This window comes from Methanorbis furvi, assembly GCF_032714615.1.
GTDB classification, from domain to species: Archaea; Halobacteriota; Methanomicrobia; order Methanomicrobiales; family Methanocorpusculaceae; genus Methanocorpusculum; species Methanocorpusculum furvi.
Window position 1 is genome coordinate 23,852 of record NZ_JAWDKA010000001.1, and the last position, 18,666, is coordinate 42,517.

At 49.7% G+C, this 18,666-nt stretch carries 20 protein-coding genes and 1 tRNA gene; 5 read left to right on the top strand and 16 right to left on the bottom strand.

Translation table 11 applies throughout. From position 1 onward, the window contains the following. Positions 1-10: 10 nt before the first annotated feature. Together McpAg1_RS00135 and McpAg1_RS00140 are read right to left on the bottom strand one after the other, a co-directional pair. The gene (locus McpAg1_RS00135) at positions 11-874 is read right to left on the bottom strand and encodes an EFR1 family ferrodoxin (RefSeq protein ID WP_338093248.1); all 864 of its coding nucleotides are present in this window, start codon (positions 872-874) and stop codon (positions 11-13) included. A 506-nt stretch (positions 875-1,380) separates the two neighbouring features. Continuing rightward, complete coding sequence (locus tag McpAg1_RS00140) at positions 1,381-2,259, bottom strand: DMT family transporter (RefSeq protein ID WP_338093249.1); 879 nt, start codon at positions 2,257-2,259, stop codon at positions 1,381-1,383. Between the two features lie 99 nt (positions 2,260-2,358). Between McpAg1_RS00140 and McpAg1_RS00145 the strand changes: the two genes are divergently transcribed. Continuing rightward, positions 2,359-3,225 (top strand): LysR family transcriptional regulator, encoded by an 867-nt coding sequence (locus McpAg1_RS00145; RefSeq protein ID WP_338093250.1) that lies wholly within the window; start codon positions 2,359-2,361, stop codon positions 3,223-3,225. Between the two features lie 3 nt (positions 3,226-3,228). Here the strand turns inward: McpAg1_RS00145 and McpAg1_RS00150 are convergent, their stop codons facing one another. After that, positions 3,229-4,320 carry a Fic family protein gene (locus McpAg1_RS00150; protein ID WP_338093251.1) on the bottom strand — a complete coding sequence of 364 codons (1,092 nt, stop codon included), beginning with the start codon at positions 4,318-4,320 and terminating at the stop codon, positions 3,229-3,231. A gap of 627 nt (positions 4,321-4,947) precedes the next feature. Here McpAg1_RS00150 and McpAg1_RS00155 point away from each other — a divergent pair. Next, entirely contained in the window at positions 4,948-5,160 is a 213-nt protein-coding gene (locus tag McpAg1_RS00155; RefSeq protein ID WP_338093252.1) for a type II toxin-antitoxin system CcdA family antitoxin, read from the top strand. Between the two features lie 14 nt (positions 5,161-5,174). Here the strand turns inward: McpAg1_RS00155 and McpAg1_RS00160 are convergent. The 7 genes from McpAg1_RS00160 to McpAg1_RS00190 all read right to left on the bottom strand — a co-directional run bounded on the left by McpAg1_RS00160 (position 5,175) and on the right by McpAg1_RS00190 (position 11,271). After that, positions 5,175-5,248, bottom strand: a tRNA-Met gene (locus tag McpAg1_RS00160). A 68-nt stretch (positions 5,249-5,316) separates the two neighbouring features. Beyond that, entirely contained in the window at positions 5,317-6,819 is a 1,503-nt protein-coding gene (locus tag McpAg1_RS00165; RefSeq protein ID WP_338093253.1) for an acetyl-CoA carboxylase biotin carboxylase subunit, read from the bottom strand. Then, entirely contained in the window at positions 6,816-8,558 is a 1,743-nt protein-coding gene (locus tag McpAg1_RS00170) for a pyruvate/oxaloacetate carboxyltransferase (protein WP_338093254.1), read from the bottom strand. The genes McpAg1_RS00165 and McpAg1_RS00170 overlap by 4 nt, the downstream gene beginning before the upstream one ends. A 386-nt stretch (positions 8,559-8,944) precedes the next feature. After that, positions 8,945-9,589, bottom strand: coding sequence for a hypothetical protein (locus McpAg1_RS00175; protein ID WP_338093255.1), 645 nt, complete (start codon positions 9,587-9,589; stop codon positions 8,945-8,947). Further along, positions 9,582-10,094 carry an ATP-binding cassette domain-containing protein gene (locus McpAg1_RS00180; protein ID WP_338093256.1) on the bottom strand — a complete coding sequence of 171 codons (513 nt, stop codon included), beginning with the start codon at positions 10,092-10,094 and terminating at the stop codon, positions 9,582-9,584. Before McpAg1_RS00180 ends, McpAg1_RS00175 begins: the two co-directional genes overlap by 8 nt. Positions 10,095-10,144: 50 nt before the next feature. Further along, complete coding sequence (locus McpAg1_RS00185) at positions 10,145-10,744, bottom strand: ABC transporter ATP-binding protein (protein WP_338093257.1); 600 nt, start codon at positions 10,742-10,744, stop codon at positions 10,145-10,147. Then, positions 10,741-11,271, bottom strand: a complete 531-nt coding sequence (locus McpAg1_RS00190; RefSeq protein ID WP_338093258.1) for a biotin transporter BioY — start codon at positions 11,269-11,271, stop codon at positions 10,741-10,743. The genes McpAg1_RS00185 and McpAg1_RS00190 overlap by 4 nt, the downstream gene beginning before the upstream one ends. 52 nt (positions 11,272-11,323) lie before the next feature. Here McpAg1_RS00190 and bioB point away from each other — a divergent pair, with 52 nt between their 5' ends. Beyond that, a complete protein-coding gene (gene bioB, locus McpAg1_RS00195; protein ID WP_338093259.1) occupies positions 11,324-12,295 on the top strand; it encodes a biotin synthase BioB in 972 nt (323 codons plus the stop codon). 209 nt (positions 12,296-12,504) lie between these two features. Here bioB and McpAg1_RS00200 read toward each other — a convergent pair whose 3' ends face one another. The 6 genes from McpAg1_RS00200 to McpAg1_RS00225 form a co-directional block, all read right to left on the bottom strand. Next, positions 12,505-13,491, bottom strand: a complete 987-nt coding sequence (locus tag McpAg1_RS00200; RefSeq protein ID WP_338093260.1) for a biotin--[acetyl-CoA-carboxylase] ligase — start codon at positions 13,489-13,491, stop codon at positions 12,505-12,507. A gap of 284 nt (positions 13,492-13,775) precedes the next feature. Then, the gene (locus tag McpAg1_RS00205) at positions 13,776-14,369 is read right to left on the bottom strand and encodes a hypothetical protein (protein WP_338093261.1); all 594 of its coding nucleotides are present in this window, start codon (positions 14,367-14,369) and stop codon (positions 13,776-13,778) included. Beyond that, complete coding sequence (locus McpAg1_RS00210) at positions 14,366-15,805, bottom strand: RtcB family protein (protein ID WP_338093262.1); 1,440 nt, start codon at positions 15,803-15,805, stop codon at positions 14,366-14,368. The genes McpAg1_RS00205 and McpAg1_RS00210 overlap by 4 nt, the downstream gene beginning before the upstream one ends. Positions 15,806-15,808: 3 nt before the next feature. Continuing rightward, on the bottom strand, positions 15,809-16,222 hold the full coding sequence (locus McpAg1_RS00215) for an archease (protein ID WP_338093263.1): 414 nt from the start codon (positions 16,220-16,222) through the stop codon (positions 15,809-15,811). Then, the gene (locus tag McpAg1_RS00220) at positions 16,212-16,493 is read right to left on the bottom strand and encodes a hypothetical protein (protein ID WP_338093264.1); all 282 of its coding nucleotides are present in this window, start codon (positions 16,491-16,493) and stop codon (positions 16,212-16,214) included. Before McpAg1_RS00220 ends, McpAg1_RS00215 begins: the two co-directional genes overlap by 11 nt. A gap of 43 nt (positions 16,494-16,536) precedes the next feature. Beyond that, complete coding sequence (locus McpAg1_RS00225) at positions 16,537-16,854, bottom strand: DUF2551 domain-containing protein (protein WP_338093265.1); 318 nt, start codon at positions 16,852-16,854, stop codon at positions 16,537-16,539. A 251-nt stretch (positions 16,855-17,105) separates the two neighbouring features. On the opposite strand from McpAg1_RS00225, the gene McpAg1_RS00230 reads away from it, so the two are divergent. Both McpAg1_RS00230 and McpAg1_RS00235 read left to right on the top strand, forming a co-directional pair. Further along, complete coding sequence (locus tag McpAg1_RS00230; RefSeq protein ID WP_338093266.1) at positions 17,106-17,708, top strand: undecaprenyl diphosphate synthase family protein; 603 nt, start codon at positions 17,106-17,108, stop codon at positions 17,706-17,708. Positions 17,709-17,711: 3 nt separating this feature from the next. After that, positions 17,712-18,614, top strand: coding sequence for a DUF1848 domain-containing protein (locus McpAg1_RS00235; RefSeq protein ID WP_338093267.1), 903 nt, complete (start codon positions 17,712-17,714; stop codon positions 18,612-18,614). The last annotated feature ends 52 nt before the right edge of the window (positions 18,615-18,666 follow it).

Below are 18,666 nucleotides of genomic sequence, written 5' to 3' on the forward strand. Positions count from 1 at the left end.
GAAAAGATGATTATTGTTTTGGTTCGTCGGGATTCATGCCTTTTTGTGCTTTCATGTCGGCGACGGTGGCGTTGGGGTGGTGGTATCTTGGCCGGTCGTCGGTTTTTCCTCCGCAGGAGATGGCTTCGACCGGGCAGAACTGCAGGCAGGCGAGGCATCCTTCACAGTGGTCGAGCCACTGTTTTTTGCCTTTTGCAAGTGCTTCGATGTTGTTGACCGGGCATACATCGCGGCAGATGAGGCAGCCGTTGCAGCTTGGGCTGACGACGAATTTTTTGCCGAATGTGTGAATTCTTTTGATGAATGGTTTGTACATCACGAACTTGAGGATTTTTCCCGGGATGGTGAGGTCGATTGGTCTGGGCTGGCGTTTGCCAACGGCATCGACGAGGACGGCAACTTTTCTGAGTGCGTCTTCACGGATGATTTTTTGTTCCGGTTTTGCGGGCGGCGCAGACATGGGGATGTAGTTGTCCGGCATCTGAATCCACCATGCAGCGTTGAGGTCGTGACCGCTTGTTTTGGTGAGGGCTGCAATCTGTTTGGTGGGTGAGCCGAATTTTCCTCCTTCGGTGACGACGGAGAAGACGTAACCTGCTTCTTTGAGGTCAAGGATTTTGAAGAAGTTTACGACGATGTTCGGCAGGCCGAGCGCATACATCGGGTAGACGATGCCGATGTTTGCGTCTTTTGGCGCATGGATCATTTCGCCTTTGAGCATGAGCATGGGGATGGGGACGAGTTCTGTGTCAGCCAGCCGGTCGGCTATGGCTTTTGCAACCGCAAGGCTGTTGCCAGTACCGGTAAAGTAGTAGAGTATTGTTTTCATGGTGGTGATCGGCCGGTCTTTTTGGTATAGGTATGAGGCCGGCATTCCTCCTGTGAATATATTTGTCGGATGGGTGGTTATAGATTGTGCTAGGGAAGATTTTTGTTTATTCAAATGTGATTAATGGGATTTTATTGCACTCAGAATTCCTTGGAAAGATTAGAGGGATGTAGTCTATGATCTCTTGGGCGACTGCCTAACACTTTTTTCCTCCCCGATGTTTTTCTCTTCTTTTCTTACTGTACTGTACTTTGAAGTACAGTACATAGTAGTAGTAGAGAAAATAATTTGAAAAAAATCGACACATAAGTGATGTCACGAGCTCATCTCATTCAGATTTTTTCTGAAAAATGTAGATGGTTGAGATATATAAATCGCCTTCCTGCAATCCGTTCACCATTTTTCAGCAAAACACAAATAAAATCGCCATTGGTGATTTTTTTATTCCGCGAAGCGGTGAGCAGGCCGAAACGACTCCTGAAAGGAGGAGTTGAACACGACGGAACGGCGTGTGGAAGGCATGTGATTCGCGCCATTCGCGTTTCAAATTCTCATCCTAACACCTTCTCCTTACTCCGATACACATACATCTCTCCTGCCATAGCGCCCCCTAAGATCAGTACCGCTCCAAAGATCTGCACCGGCAGCATCACCTCTCCAAGCAGCAGTACTGAGAACACAACAGCCGACAACGGCTCAAGATATCCGCAGATGGATACAGTCTGAATCGGTAGATGACCGATTGAAGAAAAATACAAATAACAGCAGATGCCGGTATTGAACACACCAAGGATCAAAATCGGCAGCCAATCACTTGCTGCAATCTCGAACGAAAAGCTTCCGCCGATACATATCATAAACGCAACGGTCGCAAGAAAACTAAAGATCAGCTGCCATGTCGCATTCTCCAGCCCACCGATATGTACCGCTTTTTTCGTACAGATAACCATCGCCGCATGCATCACCGCAGACATCGCCCCGCAAAACAGTCCCCAGCCGTTTCCCCCTGCCAACAAAACATCGCCGTTCACAAAAAATGTCCCGAACAACACAACAACAAAACTTGCAATGCCCACCCATGTCAGCTTCTCGCGGAACAAAATCGGCGCAAACAGCATAACAATAACCGGCCCGCAGTAGTAGGCAAGTGAGGAAACACTCACACCAATCAGCTGGTACGCCTCATACAAAAATATCCAGCTTGCCCCCATCGCAACACCGGATGCTGCAACATACAAAAAATCCCGCTTGTATTGAAGGAACGTAAACTTTTTTCGCAGGCCAAGAAAGACCGAGAGCAGCACAACACTGCCGATGAGCGTCCGCAAGAATACAATCTGATCACTGGGAAGAGAGATGTAGCTCGCCACAACTCCATTCAAACCAAACAGAATCAGCGAAACGACGTACGCAGCGTAAGCCCCATTCATTCGCTACACATATCTCTCTTTAGCTATTTAAAGATTACAAAAACAAATGTTTTATTAGTTTTAAATTACAAAAACGGATGTATTGGTGGCGAAAACCGCATGGATATGAACATTCAAAAGTATCAGGCATTCATCAAAACTGTGGAGTCAGGCAGCTTCACCAAAGCAGCCGAGGCACTCGGCTGCTCCCAGTCGGGAATCAGCCGAATGATCCATGATCTCGAAACCGAATGGAAGGTAGCACTGCTTGAACGAAGCCGTGCCGGAGTGAGGCTCACCTCCGAAGGACTCAAACTTCTGCCGCATGCTCAACGCGTCTGCGACGAGTTTCAGAAACTCCAGATGCAGATGAACGAACTGAATGGATTGGAAACCGGCCTCATCAGGATTGGAACATTCTCCAGCGTCGCAACCCACTGGCTGCCGAACATCATCAAAGAGTTCCAGAAGGATTACCCGAACATCGATTACGAACTGCTGCTCGGCGACTACACCGAGATTGAGCGATGGATTCTGGAGGGCCGCGTGGACTGCGGGTTCCTCCGTCTCCCCACTCATCCTGACTTAGAAACAATTTTTCTCGAACAGGATCAGCTGCGTGTGATCCTGCCTGAGGATCACCGTCTCGCGGACTGCGAAAAATTTCCGGTTCAGGCACTTTGTGATGATCCATTTATGCTTCTGGAGAAAGGGGCGAAGGCAGAGATCTCCGAGATCTTTGAGAGAAATCATCTGACGCCAAAGGTACACTTCACGACATGGGATGACTACGCGATCATGTCGATGGTCGAGAGCGGGCTTGGCATCAGCATCCTGCCGCAGCTGATTCTCCGGCGTGTCCCCTATAAAATTGCTGCAAAGGAACTGAACGTTCCTGCGTTCCGCAACATCGGCATTGCTCTCCGTGATACCAAAACTGCGTCTCTTGCGGTCAAGCGGTTTCTGGAGTACCTGAAGTATCGGTGACGTCTACTCATCGATGAACTTCAGCAGTTCAAACAGTCTGGTGTTCACATAGATCCGCTCCTTTCCGATCCGTATCGATGCAAGAATGCCAGTATCTTCGAGGGCCTTCAGATACTTCATCGCGGTCTGCCGGTTTCCAATACCGATATCAACAAGAAAAGCAGGTTTGCAGTACGGCTGAAGAAATATTTCTTCAACTAAATCATACGAGTAAATCTTCGGCAGACGCTCTTTACAGATCTCAATCGTTTCATCCATCAGGGATTTGATCGCCTGAATCCGGTCATAGGTCCAGTCAGCGGTTTCCCTGACCGCGTTCAACATGAAAACAATCCACTCCTCCCACTCCTCGTTCTCGGTAACTTGCCGAAGTCGATGGTAATATTCGGATTTGTGCTGGATGATATGCCGGCTGAGGTAGAGTATCGGGATATCGAGGAGATCTTGATCGATCAGGTATAATATATTCAGAATTCTCCCTGTCCTTCCGTTCGCATCCCCGAACGGATGTATTGCTTCAAACTGATAGTGAATTAGTGCGAGACGAATCAGCGGGTCAGGTTCCCTGTCGCCGTTTATGTACTCTTCCAGATGGTGTATCAGATCTTCGAGAATGATTGGATCATCCGGAGGAGTGTACACGCGTCCTTCCGGGCCTTTGATGTAAGTATCTGCGCCCGCTCTTCGTCGATCAACCTCATGATCCAGCAGAACGGAACAGACACGGGTCAGCAGTATTTCTCCGAGTTTTTTTCCGGACTTTAATTCGCCGACGCCGACAGCGAGTGCTTCCCGGTACCGAAGCACCTCCTTTGTTGCCGGATCTGATATTTCCTCAGGAACCGAGAGTGCAGTGTAGAGGGCATTACTGGTGGTGAAAATATTTTCAATTCTGGAACTCGCAGTTGCTTCGAGTAACGGGATGGAGCTGATGAGGATCCTCTGGTTTGGAATGAGTTTGCCTGCTTCCCGCATCCGTGCAAGAGATGTTTTTGCTTCAGCACAGGCTCTCCATATCCGAATCGTCTCAATCTCAGCCTCCGGTGGAAGATTTGGCATGGTATTGTAGGGGGTGTTCGGATCTGTGTGCGCCATTGTCTCTTTGAATAATATTGTTTACCACCCATATCTATCTGTCGAAGAAATCAAAAAATATCGACACGAGTTGTCGGACGTGTTCACCGCGTATACAGATGTGTTTGCATCTGTCGAAAAAATTGAAAATTTTCGACACGAGTTATTGGACGTGTTCACCACGTATACAGATGTGCGCACATGTGCGTACAGAAAAAATGTGCTGTCGCAGGAAAAAAGTGAACTATTTTTTTCAATAGGACTTACGTGGTGTGTGGTGTCAAAAAATTTAGTCTGTTTTTTTTCTGAAAAATGTGAACAGGTTAGTGGTGAGTGGATTTTACTTGGAAAAACCAACCACAGATTCACACAGATTCCAAATTTGCCAATCGCTGTTATCTTGCGTTCGGTCGGGACTCCGGCTAATCGCCTGCGTCCTTCTCGACCTCACTGGATAACAGCTGGCAAATTTATCGGTTTTATGTTGGAGTGGTGAGTATGGTTTTTTTTCTCATCGTACCTCCCTCGATTACACTTTTCAGAAAAAAAGAAACTAAATTTTTTTTGACACCACACCGCGCAACTTCTGTTAGAAAAAAGGACGAAAATATTTCATGATGTCACCCACATACGATGAATGAGAAAAAAATGGCGCATAAAGAAAAAATACAAAAAAACAATCGCATGAGAAAACCGGTAAACATCACATTGCCGGAGGAGTGCATTGCATTTGTTCGAGAAAATGGAATTAATCTATCCCAGTTCGTAGAAATGGCGATCAAAAATTTCATCTCCGAGATTGAAACTCACTCAGAAAGAGAAATAGTAGGTCTCGTATTGTTCTCACAAATAAAATCATAAAATCGTTTGAAAAGTGCTGCGAGAGGGATCCGAACCCCCGACCTCGGGATTATGAGTCCCGCGCCCTAACCAGCTAGGCCACCGCAGCAAGAAGTGCATTACAAGAAGGATGTTTCCAAATATATACGTTACTGATTTTATTCCAAAAAAGAAGGGTTACTGTTTCCCCTTCGCATTCTTCGCCGCAGCTGCTGCCATATAGGCATTCACCGCAGCCGTCACCGCAATCGTCTTCTCCTTTCCGCGGCCGAGCGAGTCTGCAAGCTGGTTCATACGCGTCTCGCTCTCCCGCATATAGCGCGGCAGATACTTTTTCACCGCAGGCTCTTCAAGGAAATTCGTGTGCGTATCTCCGGCAACGAACTGAGGATTGTTCATAATTGCATAATGCAGGGGCAGTGTCGTCTTCACGCCAAGGATAACATACTCCATCAGCGCGCGGCGCATTCTGGCAATTGTTTCCTCGCGGGTCATCGCGCGGGCGCAGAGTTTGGCGATCATCGAATCGTACAGCGGAGGAATCGAGTACCCTACGTGAATACAACTGTCAATACGAATGCCCGGTCCTCCGGGAGACCGGTAGCGGGTAATTTTTCCGGCATCAGCCGCAAAATTGTTCGCAGGATCCTCGGCATTGATACGGCACTCAATCGCGTGGCCCCGGCAGATGATCTGATCCTGCGAGTACGGCAGAGGCTCGCCTGCCGCAACCTTGATCTGCATCCGCACCATGTCAAGACCGGTGATGAGTTCTGTTACCGTGTGCTCCACCTGCAGACGGGTGTTCATCTCCATGAAGTAGTAGTTCCCGTTGTCATACAGAAACTCCACCGTTCCGGCATTCTCATAGTTGCAGGTCCTTGCGACCGTCATTGCAGACTGCGTCATCTTTTCGCGCAGCTCAGGTGTCATGATCGGGCACGGTGCCTCTTCCACCAGTTTCTGGTGACGGCGCTGAATAGAACAGTCGCGTTCGAACATGTGAACAACATCGCCCTTGGAGTCTGCAAAGATCTGCACCTCAATGTGTCGCGGGTTTTCCAGATACTTTTCGATGAACACCGTCGGGTCACCGAATGCAGACGCAGCTGTGCGCATCGACTTCTCGATCGCCTCATCCATTTCAGCAGCGCTGCGAACAATCGTCATGCCGATACCGCCGCCGCCAGCCGAAGCCTTCACGATTACCGGGTAACCGATCGAGTCTGCAAACGCCTTCGCCTCATCATGCTCGGTACTTCGCGTCCACGGCAGTACCGGAACGCCAGCATCAGCCATCGCCTGCTTTGATCCGATCTTTGATCCCATCATCGAGATCGTTTTTTCCGATGGACCAATAAAGGTCAGGCCAGCCTTGCTCACCGCAGCAGAAAATGCAGCTTTTTCCGCAAGAAATCCGTATCCCGGATGAATCGCATCGGCTCCCGCCATCTGTGCGACCTCCAAGATACGATCCATATTCAGGTAACTCTTCGTCGGATGCGCAGAACCGATCATGAACGCTTCGTCCGCATACTTCACATGCAGAGCATCCGCATCCGCATCCGAGTAGACCGCCACAGTCTCAATGCCCATCTCACGGCATGCACGCATCACGCGAATTGCGATCTCGCCGCGGTTTGCGACCAGAACCTTGTCGAAGTACCGGTCTTTGTTCATTTCACCACCACGAGAACGTCGCCGCTCTGTACAACCGCACCGTTCTCCACAAAGATCTCCGTAACCGTTCCGTCAACCGGACTGACCACCGGGTTTTCCATCTTCATGGCCTCCAGCACGAGAAGAGTGTCGCCTGCCGAAACCTTCTGACCCATCTGTACCTTAATGTCAAGCACCATTCCCTGAATACTGCTCTTCACACCACCCGGCACATCGCCGCGGGAGGTCTGGCGTTTCCCTGGCTCCGAGCTGCCGGCAGAGACCGACTCGCCTTCGACCGACAGAATCCTGACCATGAACACCTCGCCGTCAACCTCAACCTCCATCGATCGTGGGATATCAATGTCAACCGCGGGCGCTGCCGCAGCACCCGCAGGTGCAACGGCAGGGAGTGCCTCTGCGGTCTTCTCGCCTTTCAGGAATGCCGGGGCAATTGCCGGATAGAGAATGTAGGTCAGGACATCCTCCTCCTTTTTGATCAGACCCTGCGACTCGGCATCGGTCTTCATCTTATCATAGATCGGGCCAAGCGTATCTGCCGGGCGGCAGTCGATGCGTTCCTCATCACCGATAATTGATGTGACCAGCGCATTATCGAGTGGAGCCGGAGACTTTCCGTACATTCCCTTCAGATAGTCGCGGACCTCGTTGGTCACCGTCTTGTACCTGCCGCCCATCAGAACATTGAGAACAGCCTGGGTTCCGACAATCTGCGAGGTCGGCGTGACCAGCGGCGGGTATCCAAGATCTTTTCTGACCACCGGAATTTCGAGCAGCACATCATCCATCTTGTCAAGTGCTCCCTGTTCTTTGAGCTGGGAGACAAGGTTTGAGATCATACCGCCCGGGAGCTGATAGATCAGAACATCGCTGTCGATCCGAACCGAGATCGGGTTGATGAGACAGTCATATTTGCAGCGGACTGCGGACGCTTCGTTCTTGATGTCACGGAGAACGGAAAGGGAGATACCGGTGTCGCGTTCGGTACCGATCAAGGATGCGACGATACTTTCGGTTGCAGGCTGTGAGGTTCCGCCGGCGAACGGGGACATGGCGGTGTCAAGGATATCGACTCCTGCCTCAACAGCTGCCTGATAACTCATCGGGGCAATGCCGCTTGTTGAGTGGGTGTGCAGACAGACTGGGATATCGATGCGTCTCTTAATGCCGGTGATCAGTTCGCGGGTTGCCTCCGGCATGATGAGTCCTGCCATATCTTTGATACAGATGGAGTTGCAGCCGAGGCTGTAGAGCTCTTCGGCCATGTCGATGAACGTCTCTGTACTGTGGACCGGACTTGTGGTATAGCTGATGGTTCCCTGCAGATGTTTTCCTTCATTCTGGACAGCAGTCATTGAACGCGTCATATTGCGGATATCGTTGAGCGCGTCAAATACACGGAAAACGTCGATACCATTCGATGCCGCAGCGGCAACGAACTTGTCAACGACGTCGTCTGGGTAGTGTTTGTAGCCGACCAGGTTCTGGCCGCGAAGCAGCATCTGTATTGGTGTCTTGACGAAGATCTGTTTCAGATCCCGCAGACGTTTCCATGGATCATCATTCAGATATCTGATACAGGTGTCAAAGGTGGCACCTCCCCATGCTTCGACTGACCAGAAGCCCGCCTTCTCCATCGCCGTTGCGAGGTCGATCATATCTTCGGTACGCATCCTCGTTGCGGCGAGCGACTGATGTGCGTCCCGAAGGGTTGTGTCCGTAATGTAAAGCTTTGTCATGGTTGTCTCCCGTTCTGCATCATGAGTGCAGCTTATCTAAACCTATACTGTTTTGGAATGAAAAGATAAAAAAGTAGTCCTGATTGATTCGGCCTATTCTGCCTCTTGCCAAAGAGTATTATAGAGTGAATCACTACACAAAAATGATTTCACCGGAAAAATACGAATCTGATTATACATTCGGTTATGGGTAAAACACTGTTTGGGATTGATGAGCCGCCCACGGAAAAACGGAGTACACGGAAATTTCACGGAAAAAAACATCACGGAGCAGACGAAAACACCACAGAAATCAATTTTTCCGAATTCCGTGATGTTCTCGTCTGCTCCGTGATGTTTTTTCCGTGAAATTTCCGTGTACTCCGTTTTTCCGTGGGAGGCAAGACTTAAGAGGCAATACTGAAAAATACGACCGCGGCAATGCATGCGACGCAGAGTATTTTGACGTTATCAGCTCGTGCATGAGAAAACGAAGGGATGTACGTACCTCCTGAGATGTAGCCTCTTCTTGCAAGAAGTGACCCGACATTTTTTGCACGCGCAAGAGATAACAGCAGAACACCAAGCATGAGGGAGGGAACGGTTTTTGTGTTGAGCTTTTGTTCTTTGATCGTAAGAGCGGTTTTCATGTGAGAGAAATCGTCTGCGATGCCTGCAAGAAACTGCATGGAGAGTTCAGCGGTGAGTCCGAGATCAAATCCAAGTCTGTTGCCAAACGCCCAGACACCAAGATCCAGAAACTCCCCGGATTTTCGTGCAGCGCCAACCCAGAATGCCAAGAGCAGGAGTGCGAAAATTTTTGCGGCATAAATGAATCCATCACCGCTGCCCGTGAGTGTCAAAACAAGGCCGGGAAATCCTGCGGTGAGAATACTTACCGGCAGCACAAGTTTCCAGGATATTTTTGCAAATGTTTCGCGTGAACAGAACACCAGCCACCAGAGAAGCGCAAGAGCCGCACCAAAAATTCCGGAGAATGCAACAAGCGAGAGGACGATGACTGATACAAGACGAATCCTTGCATCACTCATGATGAACGCCCCCTGCCGAAATCCTCCAGTGTTCGGCATTGTCCGGCACATTTTCAGTTTCATGGGAAAACACCAGTGTTGTGCCGCGCCGCATTTCCAGAAGTGTGGTGAGGATTGGTTTTGCAGACATATCCAAGGATGCGTAAGGCTCGTCAAGGATCAACAGATCCGGTTCCCGCGAAAACACACAGGCAAGTTCGAGGCGCCGCAGCTCTCCGCGGGAGAGGGTGATCGGGTCGCGGTCTGACGCCTGCACGCCGAGCAAGCCGAACGGCTCTTCGGTACCGAAGACTTTCCATGATGCAATTTCTTCAGAAACCGTCGAGCCGGTCACGTGATACTCGGGAAACTGCATGAGGAGAACTGGTCTGCTTTCGAACCCATCATGTCGAACGACTCCTGCGTCCGGAGCCAGAAGCCCTGCCGCTGCAAGGGCGAGTGTTGTTTTGCCGGAGCCGACTTTTCCTGAAAACAGATGCAGCCCTTCCTGAAATGTTTCGTTCACAGAGAGCGTGAATTCATCCCGCGAAATTTTGACAGAGTCAAAAAAAAGTTTCATGGCTCACTCACTCTGCCTTGGACAAGTTCGAGAGTCTGATCCGCACGCTGAATAATTTTTTTCGCATGCGTGCTCCAGAGTACGTGCGGACAGTCTGATTCTCTGATGATTGTGAAAAGTTCTGCAGAGGTTTGTGGATCAAGATGCGAGTCAGGTTCATCCATCACCAGCAGAACTGGTTTTGCAACAAGTGCGGTCGCAACACCGATGAGCATTTTTTCTCCGCCGGAAAGTGTTTTACATTCGCGATTCAGAAGGTGGGTGATGTTGAGTATTTCGGCAACCGCCAATACTGATTCAAAAATTTCATCAGAACTTTTTCCGGCAAACCGCAGAGGTGATGCGATCTCATCCCGCACAACAGAAAATATCATGTGACGGTCCGGAAACTCTGAGACATACCCGACCTCACACTCTCTTGGATTTTTTCCGTCGATTGAAACGGTTCCGGTTTTCGGGAGGGAAAGTCCGGCACAGATGCGAAGAAATGTTGTTTTTCCTGCTCCGTTATCTCCGACAACTGCGGTTATCCCAGGAGCGAGCGAGAGTTCCGGGATCTCAAGTATCCCGGATCTGATCTCTTCAAAAGAGATCATAGCAGATCTATTCCTGATTTCCGCAGCCGAAGTACGATCACTTCGATGACTGCGAATTTGATCACATCTCCTATCACAAACGGCAGAACACAGGCAACAAAAGCCGCGACTACGGACGCACCGGTTGAGATCATAAACCATCCGGCACCAAAGAGATAGCTGCCGACGCCGAACAGAACAAGCGCGAGAATGTCGAACCGGACGGATTTTTTCTCAAACAACAGTCCGGCAACTCCTGACATGAGGAAAAAACCGATCAGAAATCCTCCGGTGGGCCCGAGCAGCACACCGATTCCTGCCGTTCCGTTGTGAAAAATCGGCAGCCCGAGCGTTCCAAGCAGCACATACAGTCCTACGGGAATTACTGCGTACCGTTTCATGACTGCTGCTGCGAGCAGCATGAAAAAATTCTGCATGGTGAAGGGAATCATCATGATCGGAATGGATATCCATCCTCCGACTGCAATGAGGGCAACGAAGACGGCCGAGAAGGCAATCAGTTGTGAACGTTTTTCATTCCCGTACATTATTGTAAACTATTTATTTGGCATAAGTTCACAATAAAGATAGAGGTTGGCAATGAGTGTCATAGATCAGATGCAGGAAAAAGTTCTGAGCGGCGGAGAGCTGACAAGAGAGGATGCGCTGTCCCTCTCAAAGGAGAATCATGCTCCTCTTGCGGTCGCGGCGAATGAGATCCGCGAACACTTCTGCGGAAAATCATTTGATCTTTGCATGATTTTAAATGCAAAATCCGGCGGATGTTCTGAGGACTGTATCTACTGTGCCCAGTCAGTACATTACTCCCAAGGGACTTCATCCTCCGGCATAAAAGACATCACGCCGCATCTTTTCAGAATTGCTGAAAATTATTCTCTGGGTGCTAACCGCTGCGGGTTTGTCACCGCCGGAAAAACACTGAGTGGTGATGAGCTGGAAACTCTTCTGACCAACTACCGGTCAGTTCAAAAGATCTGCAAAATTTCCCTCTGCGCTTCCCATGGTCTGCTGGCCGGTTCAGATCTCAGGCGGCTGAGGGAGGCAGGAGTCACCAGATATCATGCAAATCTGGAGACGTCCAGAAATTATTTTCCAAAAATTTGCACAACGCATTCGTATGATGACAAGATAGCAGTGATCAAAGCAGCACAAGAGGCAGGACTTGAGGTATGCAGCGGCGGAATTTTCGGAATCGGTGAGACCGTGACTGATCGTATCGATATGGCGCTGGAGCTTCGGGGACTTGGGATAAAATCTGTTCCAATCAACATCCTGCATCCGATTCCGGGAACCCCGCTCGAGAATGCGAAGCCACTCGGACTTTTTGACGCGAGAAAAATTGTTTCCCTGTATCGTTTTCTTTTGCCTGATGCAAAAATCCGCATCGCGGGCGGCCGCGGACTTCTGCCAAATGCCGACAGCGAGCTGTTCACTGCCGGTGCAAATGCTGCAATCTCTGGAGACATGCTGACGACTGCGGGTGTTTGTCTTTTGGAGGATGTGAAAATGATTGCTGAGCTTGGGTTTACTGCGGACTGTGTGAGAATTTGAAACGCGAAGAGCACGAATCGCATGCCTTTGGCCTGCTTACCGCTTCGCGGAATAGCGCGAATGAAAAAAACCGCCAATAGCGATTTTTCAGAAAAATATCTGTACATCTCGAAACGAAGAATTTCGTCTAAAAAATAAGTAATTACAATCAATATTGAAAAATCGCCATTGGCGATTTTTATTCGCGCTATTTGCGTTTAAAAAAATAGTTAGAGCATGAAGCAGTCGCCCGCAATAACGCGTTCGACCTCGCCACCGTCACGGTGGACGATCAAAGCTCCGTGCTCATCAATATCGATAGCCTCTCCATCGAAGCTCTCCCGTACCGTCCGGATGCGGACGCGGCGGTGCAGGGTGCAGGACAGACTCCGCCACTCGCGGAACAGCGGTTCGGTCTCTCCTTTCAGCACCATATTATAGCGGCGTTCAAACTCCTTGAGGAATCTTGCAAAGAACTCCGCCCGCTCCACCTCATGACCGAGCTCGTCGGAGATGGACGTAACCAGATTGGAAATATTCGGCATCGTCTTCTCCACCGAGACATTTACATCAATACCGACACCGACCAGACAGTAGCGGAGAATATCATCATCTGCGGTAAGCTCAATCGTCATGCCGGCAACTTTTTTGTCGCCGATAAACACATCGTTCGGCCACTTGATCAGTGCCGAAAGCCCGAACTCCTGACGAATTGCACGCGCCAGTGCAAGGGAACCTGCCATCATAATAGTGAACGTCTGATCAACATTGAGTTTGGGCATCAGCACAATTGTTGCCCAGATGCCGCCCTCAGGACTCATCCAGACGCGGTTCATTCTTCCGATGCCGCCGGTCTGCTGTTCTGCGACAAGCACCGTTCCCGGGGCCACCTCATCGCCGACCTCGTGCAGCAGCTGGCGTGCAAGTGCATCGGTTGACGGAACCTGTTCAAAGTGATGCATCTCCTGACCGATGACCTGGGTCTTGAGGTACCGCTTCACTTCATAGGGAAGCAGAAGCCATGACCGTTTCTCCAGCGAGTAGCCTGTCTTTGGCTGTGCATCTATCCGGTATCCGATCTCGCGAAGAAGATTCACATATTTCCACACGGCGGTACGGGTAATCCCAAGGCGTTCGCTGATAACCTCTCCCGGCACCGGATGGCCAATACCGGCCTCATCAAGGATCCGCAGAACATCAAATAGTGTCTGTGTCATAACCGCTCCGCTCCGGGTTTTTCATCCGGAACATCTATAGTATCAATCTATGGGTTAGATCATGAAGAAGATTTCGTTCAAAACGGCGTTGCATTTTTAATTCTGAGTCGCCCACGGAAAAACGGAACACACAGAATTTCACGAAAAAACATCACGGAGCAGACGAGAACATCACAGAATTCAAAAAAAATTATTTCCGTGATGTTCACGTCTGCTCCGTGATTTTTCCGTGTCTGTTCCGTTTTTTCCGTGGGCGGAGCTACGACGAGTGTTAGTTGCCAGTATCAGAATCTAAACGTCTGACCCTCTGCACCAAACTGTTTGAGGAACGCGTCCGCCGGATACTCATGGGCGGTTGCGAGCAGCAGGGTTCCTTCGCCTATTTTGCACTCAACAAAAACCGGACAGCCGTTCTCAGCAACAGCTATCGGTTTGCCGGAGTATTTGGTAAACCAGCCGTCGGTTGGAAACGCGTTCGTGTCATAACCATCGAACAACGACTTCCAAGGCGATGACTCATCGATGGTAAGCTTATGCTCGGCAAACTCAAAGTGGTACTCCACCTCGACCGGCAGCCAGTTGTACGGATTGCCGGAGTTTGCCGAATCTGCTGCTCCGTAAACAAACAGCCGTCCGCCTTCTTCGAGATACTCCTCCACGCGGTCAGAGACCGCACGAAGAGCAGGAAGGAGTTTGGAGTACTGCAGATTGCCAAAGCCGGTTGGAATTATTACGCCTGAGTAGTTTCCTTTGTAGAACGGGGCCGCAAGCATCAGAGGCGTTACCGCCTCGCAGTATCCGCAGGAATCTTCGACAAGACGATGGAACATCATTTTGCTGTCCCAGAATACCGCAACATGACCTGAGTTTTCATTCATCCTTTGATCACTCCAAGAGGCCGGAACCGGGCAACGATGCGGGAAATTCCCGCATCATGCACAACCTGCACAACCTCGCTGCTGGGCTTGTAAACATCCGGCGCCTCCTCGGCAATTGCCGCCGCGTTTGGTGCCCGCACAATAATTCCGCGCCTGGCAAGATCATGTGCAACCATATCTCCGGTGAGATTTTTCTTGGCTGATGATCTGCTCTGGACACGTCCAGCGCCATGGCAGGTACTGCCGAACGTCTTTTCCATTGCACCCGCAGTTCCTGCAAGAAGATAGGAGGAGGTACCCATACTTCCGGGAATGATGACCGGTTGGCCGACGTCGCGGAACTCCTGCACAATCTCTTTTCTGCCGGGGCCAAAGGCGCGGGTCGCGCCCTTGCGGTGAACACAGACGCGGCGGCGTGGCCCGCCGCATGAGATATCATGCTCTTCCCACTTTGCCACATTGTGGGCAACATCATAGACGAGCGGCATCTCTTCATAGCTGATGCCGAACTTTTTCGCGAAAAGTTCGCGGACCAGATGCGTAATCACCTGACGGTTTGCCCATGCATAATTGGCAGACGCTGCCATTGCACCGAAGTAGGCCTCGCCCTCAGGCGAATGAAGCGGTGCGCAGGCAAGCTGACGGTCGGGCAGACGAATCCCGTACTTTTTTGTCGCCTCTTCAAGGACCTGCAGATGATCGGTACAGACCTGATGGCCAAGACCGCGTGACCCGCAGTGGATCATAACACAGATCTGATCTTCGGCAACACCGAATGTTTTCGCCGTAGCTTCATCAGCGATCTCATCGATTACCTGCACTTCAAGAAAATGGTTGCCGGACCCAAGCGTTCCGCACTGGGGCACTCCTCTCTGCCGTGCTTTCTTGCTGACAAACTCGATCTCAGCTCCCGGCATTGCACCATTCTCCTCACATCTGCTGATGTCACTTTTCATACCATAGCCAAGCTCAACCGCATTTTTTGCGCCGTCAGTAAGCATTGAAGAGAGATCATTCTGCGATAGCCGCACCGGACTTTTTGAGCCGACCCCGGTAGGCACGGTTTCATACAGGCTTTCGACAAGTTCTTTCATGTCAGGGATGTCGGCAAGTGTGAGGGGTGTTGTGATCATCCGAACCCCGCAGTTGATATCAAACCCGACGCCGCCCGGGGAAATAATGCCGGTCTCTTCATCAAACGCTGCAACGCCGCCGATGGGAAATCCGTATCCCCAGTGAATGTCAGGCATGCCAAGCGAGTTGCAGAGAATACCCGGCAGTGTCGCAACGTTTGCCAGCTGGGTCAGCGCTCCTTCTTCGAGGCCCTTTGCCAGACTCTCGGAGAGGAAAAACCTGCCCGGCACCCGCATGCCGGGAACGAAATTTGTGGGAATTTCCCATTCGGAATCTGCTATGTGCTGAATTTTTTCGTTCATGATTCAGATGTCAAAGATGATGATGAGTTCATAGCCATGCGCGTTTTTTTCAAACGAGATGCCTGAGTACGAGATGCCTTTTACGCCGATGCCGCCCGCATGTTTTTTCCGGTCAAAGAGAACTCCAGAGACATTGCCGCTGACCGTTGTTTCACAAACGACAAGATCAAAGGATGTTGGAACAAGGTACTCGGTCTCGGTGAGAAACAGGAGTTCGGAGAGAAAATTAACAAATGTCTCTTCTGCATCCTTTCCTTCTGCCTCGATCGGAAAGGAGACCTCTCCTTTCTCGCGGGAGTATTCGCCGTAGAGTGTTGCAGCAAGAGCAAATCCGCTCTCTATGTACAACTCGGTAAGCGTCGGCGCTGAAATTTTCATCCGCACGTCGGCGGTGTGATCGAGCTCTTCAAAGGTCATCGTTTTCGGTGTAGAGAATGCGGGGCACAAGCCGCATATTGATCTCACTAATCCACTGGACCTGATAGCGCGAGATGTAGATCAGATGATCCCCTGCTTTGATCGGGATGTCACTGGGTTTTACCGGAGTAATTTTGATCGGCATAAGTGTAGGCCCGCTGCATGAGGTGCTGATGCGGAAATCGCCGCCGCGTTTGTCCATATAGGCGATCACCTCGTCGGTGACGGTAATATGGGAGAGGGGACGGGGGCCGTCCTGTTGTATATCCATTCTGTATTTATTGGGGTTTGCCCCACAAAAAAGTTGAGGGAGGCTAGACCGCGGTTGCGATCGCCTGTTCAATAACATCAACGTACTGTTCTTTGACTTCGTATACCCCGACTGTTCCGTCAGGGCCGCGGCGTGTAGAGAGAATTCCGAGTTTCGCGGCGATCGTGCCGACCATCGATGCAATCGAGTGGTAACTGACACTAAACCGCTCTGCCAACGTCTCGTGAATCTGTGCGACCGTCAATGATTTTGCGCGGATAAACAGGCTCAGCAACTCTTTTCTGATGCCGGATTTGTCGCGTGCAAGATACTTGTGAAGTCGTTCCTCTATCTCTTTTCGCAGGTCTGAACGAGATAGCATATCTTTTAATTTATTTTAAACATATAAATAAGTATCGACAGTTGTCGTATTTTCTACGAAAACCACTGAACAGACAGGATTTTTTGTGAAATTATGTGATACCGCAGGACTTCCGCGGTGATGAATTTCATTGCTGGATTTTTTTGTCCTTGGCCTCACTCAGAGCAAACACGGAGTACACGAAAATATCAATAATAAAAAAATCGGAAAATGAACGAATTCATATTCTCCCAATGCAAAAGAAGTACTGAATGGTCTGCCTACTCTACGAATACCTCCTCAGGCGTAAGCTTGATGAGAATATGTTTCCGGAAGAGATCTGCTTCATGCTCAGCGAAGCGGATTTTCTTGCAAACCCGGGGCGGGTAGAAACGGTTTGCCGGTGGTGTATGGATTTCCCGGCAATCAAAAAGATCATCTTTCACATCAGCTCGAAAAATCCAAACTCCCAAAAAGAGATGACACCTCTCCTCCAAAATCTTGCTGACACCGCAATCGTTCGCATAAGTACGCCGTCCGGCGAAGAGACCTTTGGTACCGGCCAGCCTGAAATTCTTCTCGTCGTCGGACGAAGCGGCCGCGAAGAGATAACAGACGCAATTATACAGATCGCAAAAGAAGAGATCGACCCTGCCGAAATTACCGAAGAGACCATCGAATCACATCTCCGCTATCAGGTAAACCCGGACTTTGTCATCAAAACAGGCGGCAGCCACCTGACAGACTTTTTGATCTGGCAGTCTGTGTACTCGGAACTCTTTTTCACCGATGTCAACTGGAACAGATTCAGACGTTTAGATCTGCTTCGTGCACTTCGCGACTACCAGACACGGATAAGGCGATACGGTCAGTAGAATATGATCATCTCTGCGAGCAGACGAACCGACATCCCTGCACATTTTCCTGAATGGTTCTGCCAAAGACTCGCCGAAGAATTCTGCCTCGTGCGTAACCCGTACTCAAAGAAAATTACTCACGTCTCCCTGAAAAAAGAGGACGTTGATGCAGTTGTATTCTGGACAAAAAATGCCGGACCAATGCTTTCGCATTTATCCAAAATCGATGCAAGCAGTATTCCATACTATTTTCAGTACACCATAACACCGTACGGCCCTGAGATTGAAACAAATCTGAACAAAGATCACTGCATCGAAAATTTTCTTGCACTCTCAAGCATCATCGGAAAAGATCGCGTACTCTGGCGGTACGACCCGATACTTATCACGAAAAAATATTCAACATCGTTTCACGAGAAAGCATTTGAAAAATTCTGTGAAAAATTTTCAGACGCAACCTCACGCTGCACCATCAGTTTTGTTGACAGTTATCCCTCCTCACCATTTCGTGAGTGCACGATCTCTGAAAAAAATTTTCTTGCGGAAAAATTTTCTGTGACCGCAAAAAATTTTGGAATCCCGCTCATGTCATGCGCGGAAGGGGAGGGACTCAGGACCTTTGGCATCACCCCTGCATCCTGCATCGACAAAGATCTGTGCGAAAAATTGTGCGGCTCACCGCTCACAGTCAAAAAAGATCCGCAGCAGCGACCCTCATGCGGATGTGTAAAAAGTGTTGACATTGGCGGATACCATACCTGCAGAAACGGATGCCTCTACTGTTATGCATGCGGGGGGAAAATGCCGGAGACACATGACCAACACTCACCGCTCATCTCAGGATTTCCGAATGAAAATGAACTCATATCGCATAATAATATACCAAATTCATCAGATTGTCAGACACGATTGTCTTTTAAATAATCGAAAACAATTGTCTTTGTATTTAATTATAATAAAAACATTTTTGTAACAA

What these genes read in the sequence shown, in the direction of transcription:
- McpAg1_RS00135 (WP_338093248.1), bottom strand. Translation starts at nt 874, where the DNA reads ATGCCGGCCTCATACCTATACCAAAAAGACCGGCCGATCACCACCATG.
- McpAg1_RS00140 (WP_338093249.1), bottom strand. Translation starts at nt 2,259, where the DNA reads ATGAATGGGGCTTACGCTGCGTACGTCGTTTCGCTGATTCTGTTTGGT.
- McpAg1_RS00145 (WP_338093250.1), top strand. Translation starts at nt 2,359, where the DNA reads ATGGATATGAACATTCAAAAGTATCAGGCATTCATCAAAACTGTGGAG.
- McpAg1_RS00150 (WP_338093251.1), bottom strand. Translation starts at nt 4,320, where the DNA reads ATGGCGCACACAGATCCGAACACCCCCTACAATACCATGCCAAATCTT.
- McpAg1_RS00155 (WP_338093252.1), top strand. Translation starts at nt 4,948, where the DNA reads ATGGCGCATAAAGAAAAAATACAAAAAAACAATCGCATGAGAAAACCG.
- McpAg1_RS00165 (WP_338093253.1), bottom strand. Translation starts at nt 6,819, where the DNA reads ATGAACAAAGACCGGTACTTCGACAAGGTTCTGGTCGCAAACCGCGGC.
- McpAg1_RS00170 (WP_338093254.1), bottom strand. Translation starts at nt 8,558, where the DNA reads ATGACAAAGCTTTACATTACGGACACAACCCTTCGGGACGCACATCAG.
- McpAg1_RS00175 (WP_338093255.1), bottom strand. Translation starts at nt 9,589, where the DNA reads ATGAGTGATGCAAGGATTCGTCTTGTATCAGTCATCGTCCTCTCGCTT.
- McpAg1_RS00185 (WP_338093257.1), bottom strand. Translation starts at nt 10,744, where the DNA reads ATGATCTCTTTTGAAGAGATCAGATCCGGGATACTTGAGATCCCGGAA.
- McpAg1_RS00190 (WP_338093258.1), bottom strand. Translation starts at nt 11,271, where the DNA reads ATGTACGGGAATGAAAAACGTTCACAACTGATTGCCTTCTCGGCCGTC.
- bioB (WP_338093259.1), top strand. Translation starts at nt 11,324, where the DNA reads ATGAGTGTCATAGATCAGATGCAGGAAAAAGTTCTGAGCGGCGGAGAG.
- McpAg1_RS00200 (WP_338093260.1), bottom strand. Translation starts at nt 13,491, where the DNA reads ATGACACAGACACTATTTGATGTTCTGCGGATCCTTGATGAGGCCGGT.
- McpAg1_RS00205 (WP_338093261.1), bottom strand. Translation starts at nt 14,369, where the DNA reads ATGAATGAAAACTCAGGTCATGTTGCGGTATTCTGGGACAGCAAAATG.
- McpAg1_RS00210 (WP_338093262.1), bottom strand. Translation starts at nt 15,805, where the DNA reads ATGAACGAAAAAATTCAGCACATAGCAGATTCCGAATGGGAAATTCCC.
- McpAg1_RS00215 (WP_338093263.1), bottom strand. Translation starts at nt 16,222, where the DNA reads ATGACCTTTGAAGAGCTCGATCACACCGCCGACGTGCGGATGAAAATT.
- McpAg1_RS00220 (WP_338093264.1), bottom strand. Translation starts at nt 16,493, where the DNA reads ATGGATATACAACAGGACGGCCCCCGTCCCCTCTCCCATATTACCGTC.
- McpAg1_RS00225 (WP_338093265.1), bottom strand. Translation starts at nt 16,854, where the DNA reads ATGCTATCTCGTTCAGACCTGCGAAAAGAGATAGAGGAACGACTTCAC.
- McpAg1_RS00230 (WP_338093266.1), top strand. Translation starts at nt 17,106, where the DNA reads ATGGTCTGCCTACTCTACGAATACCTCCTCAGGCGTAAGCTTGATGAG.
- McpAg1_RS00235 (WP_338093267.1), top strand. Translation starts at nt 17,712, where the DNA reads ATGATCATCTCTGCGAGCAGACGAACCGACATCCCTGCACATTTTCCT.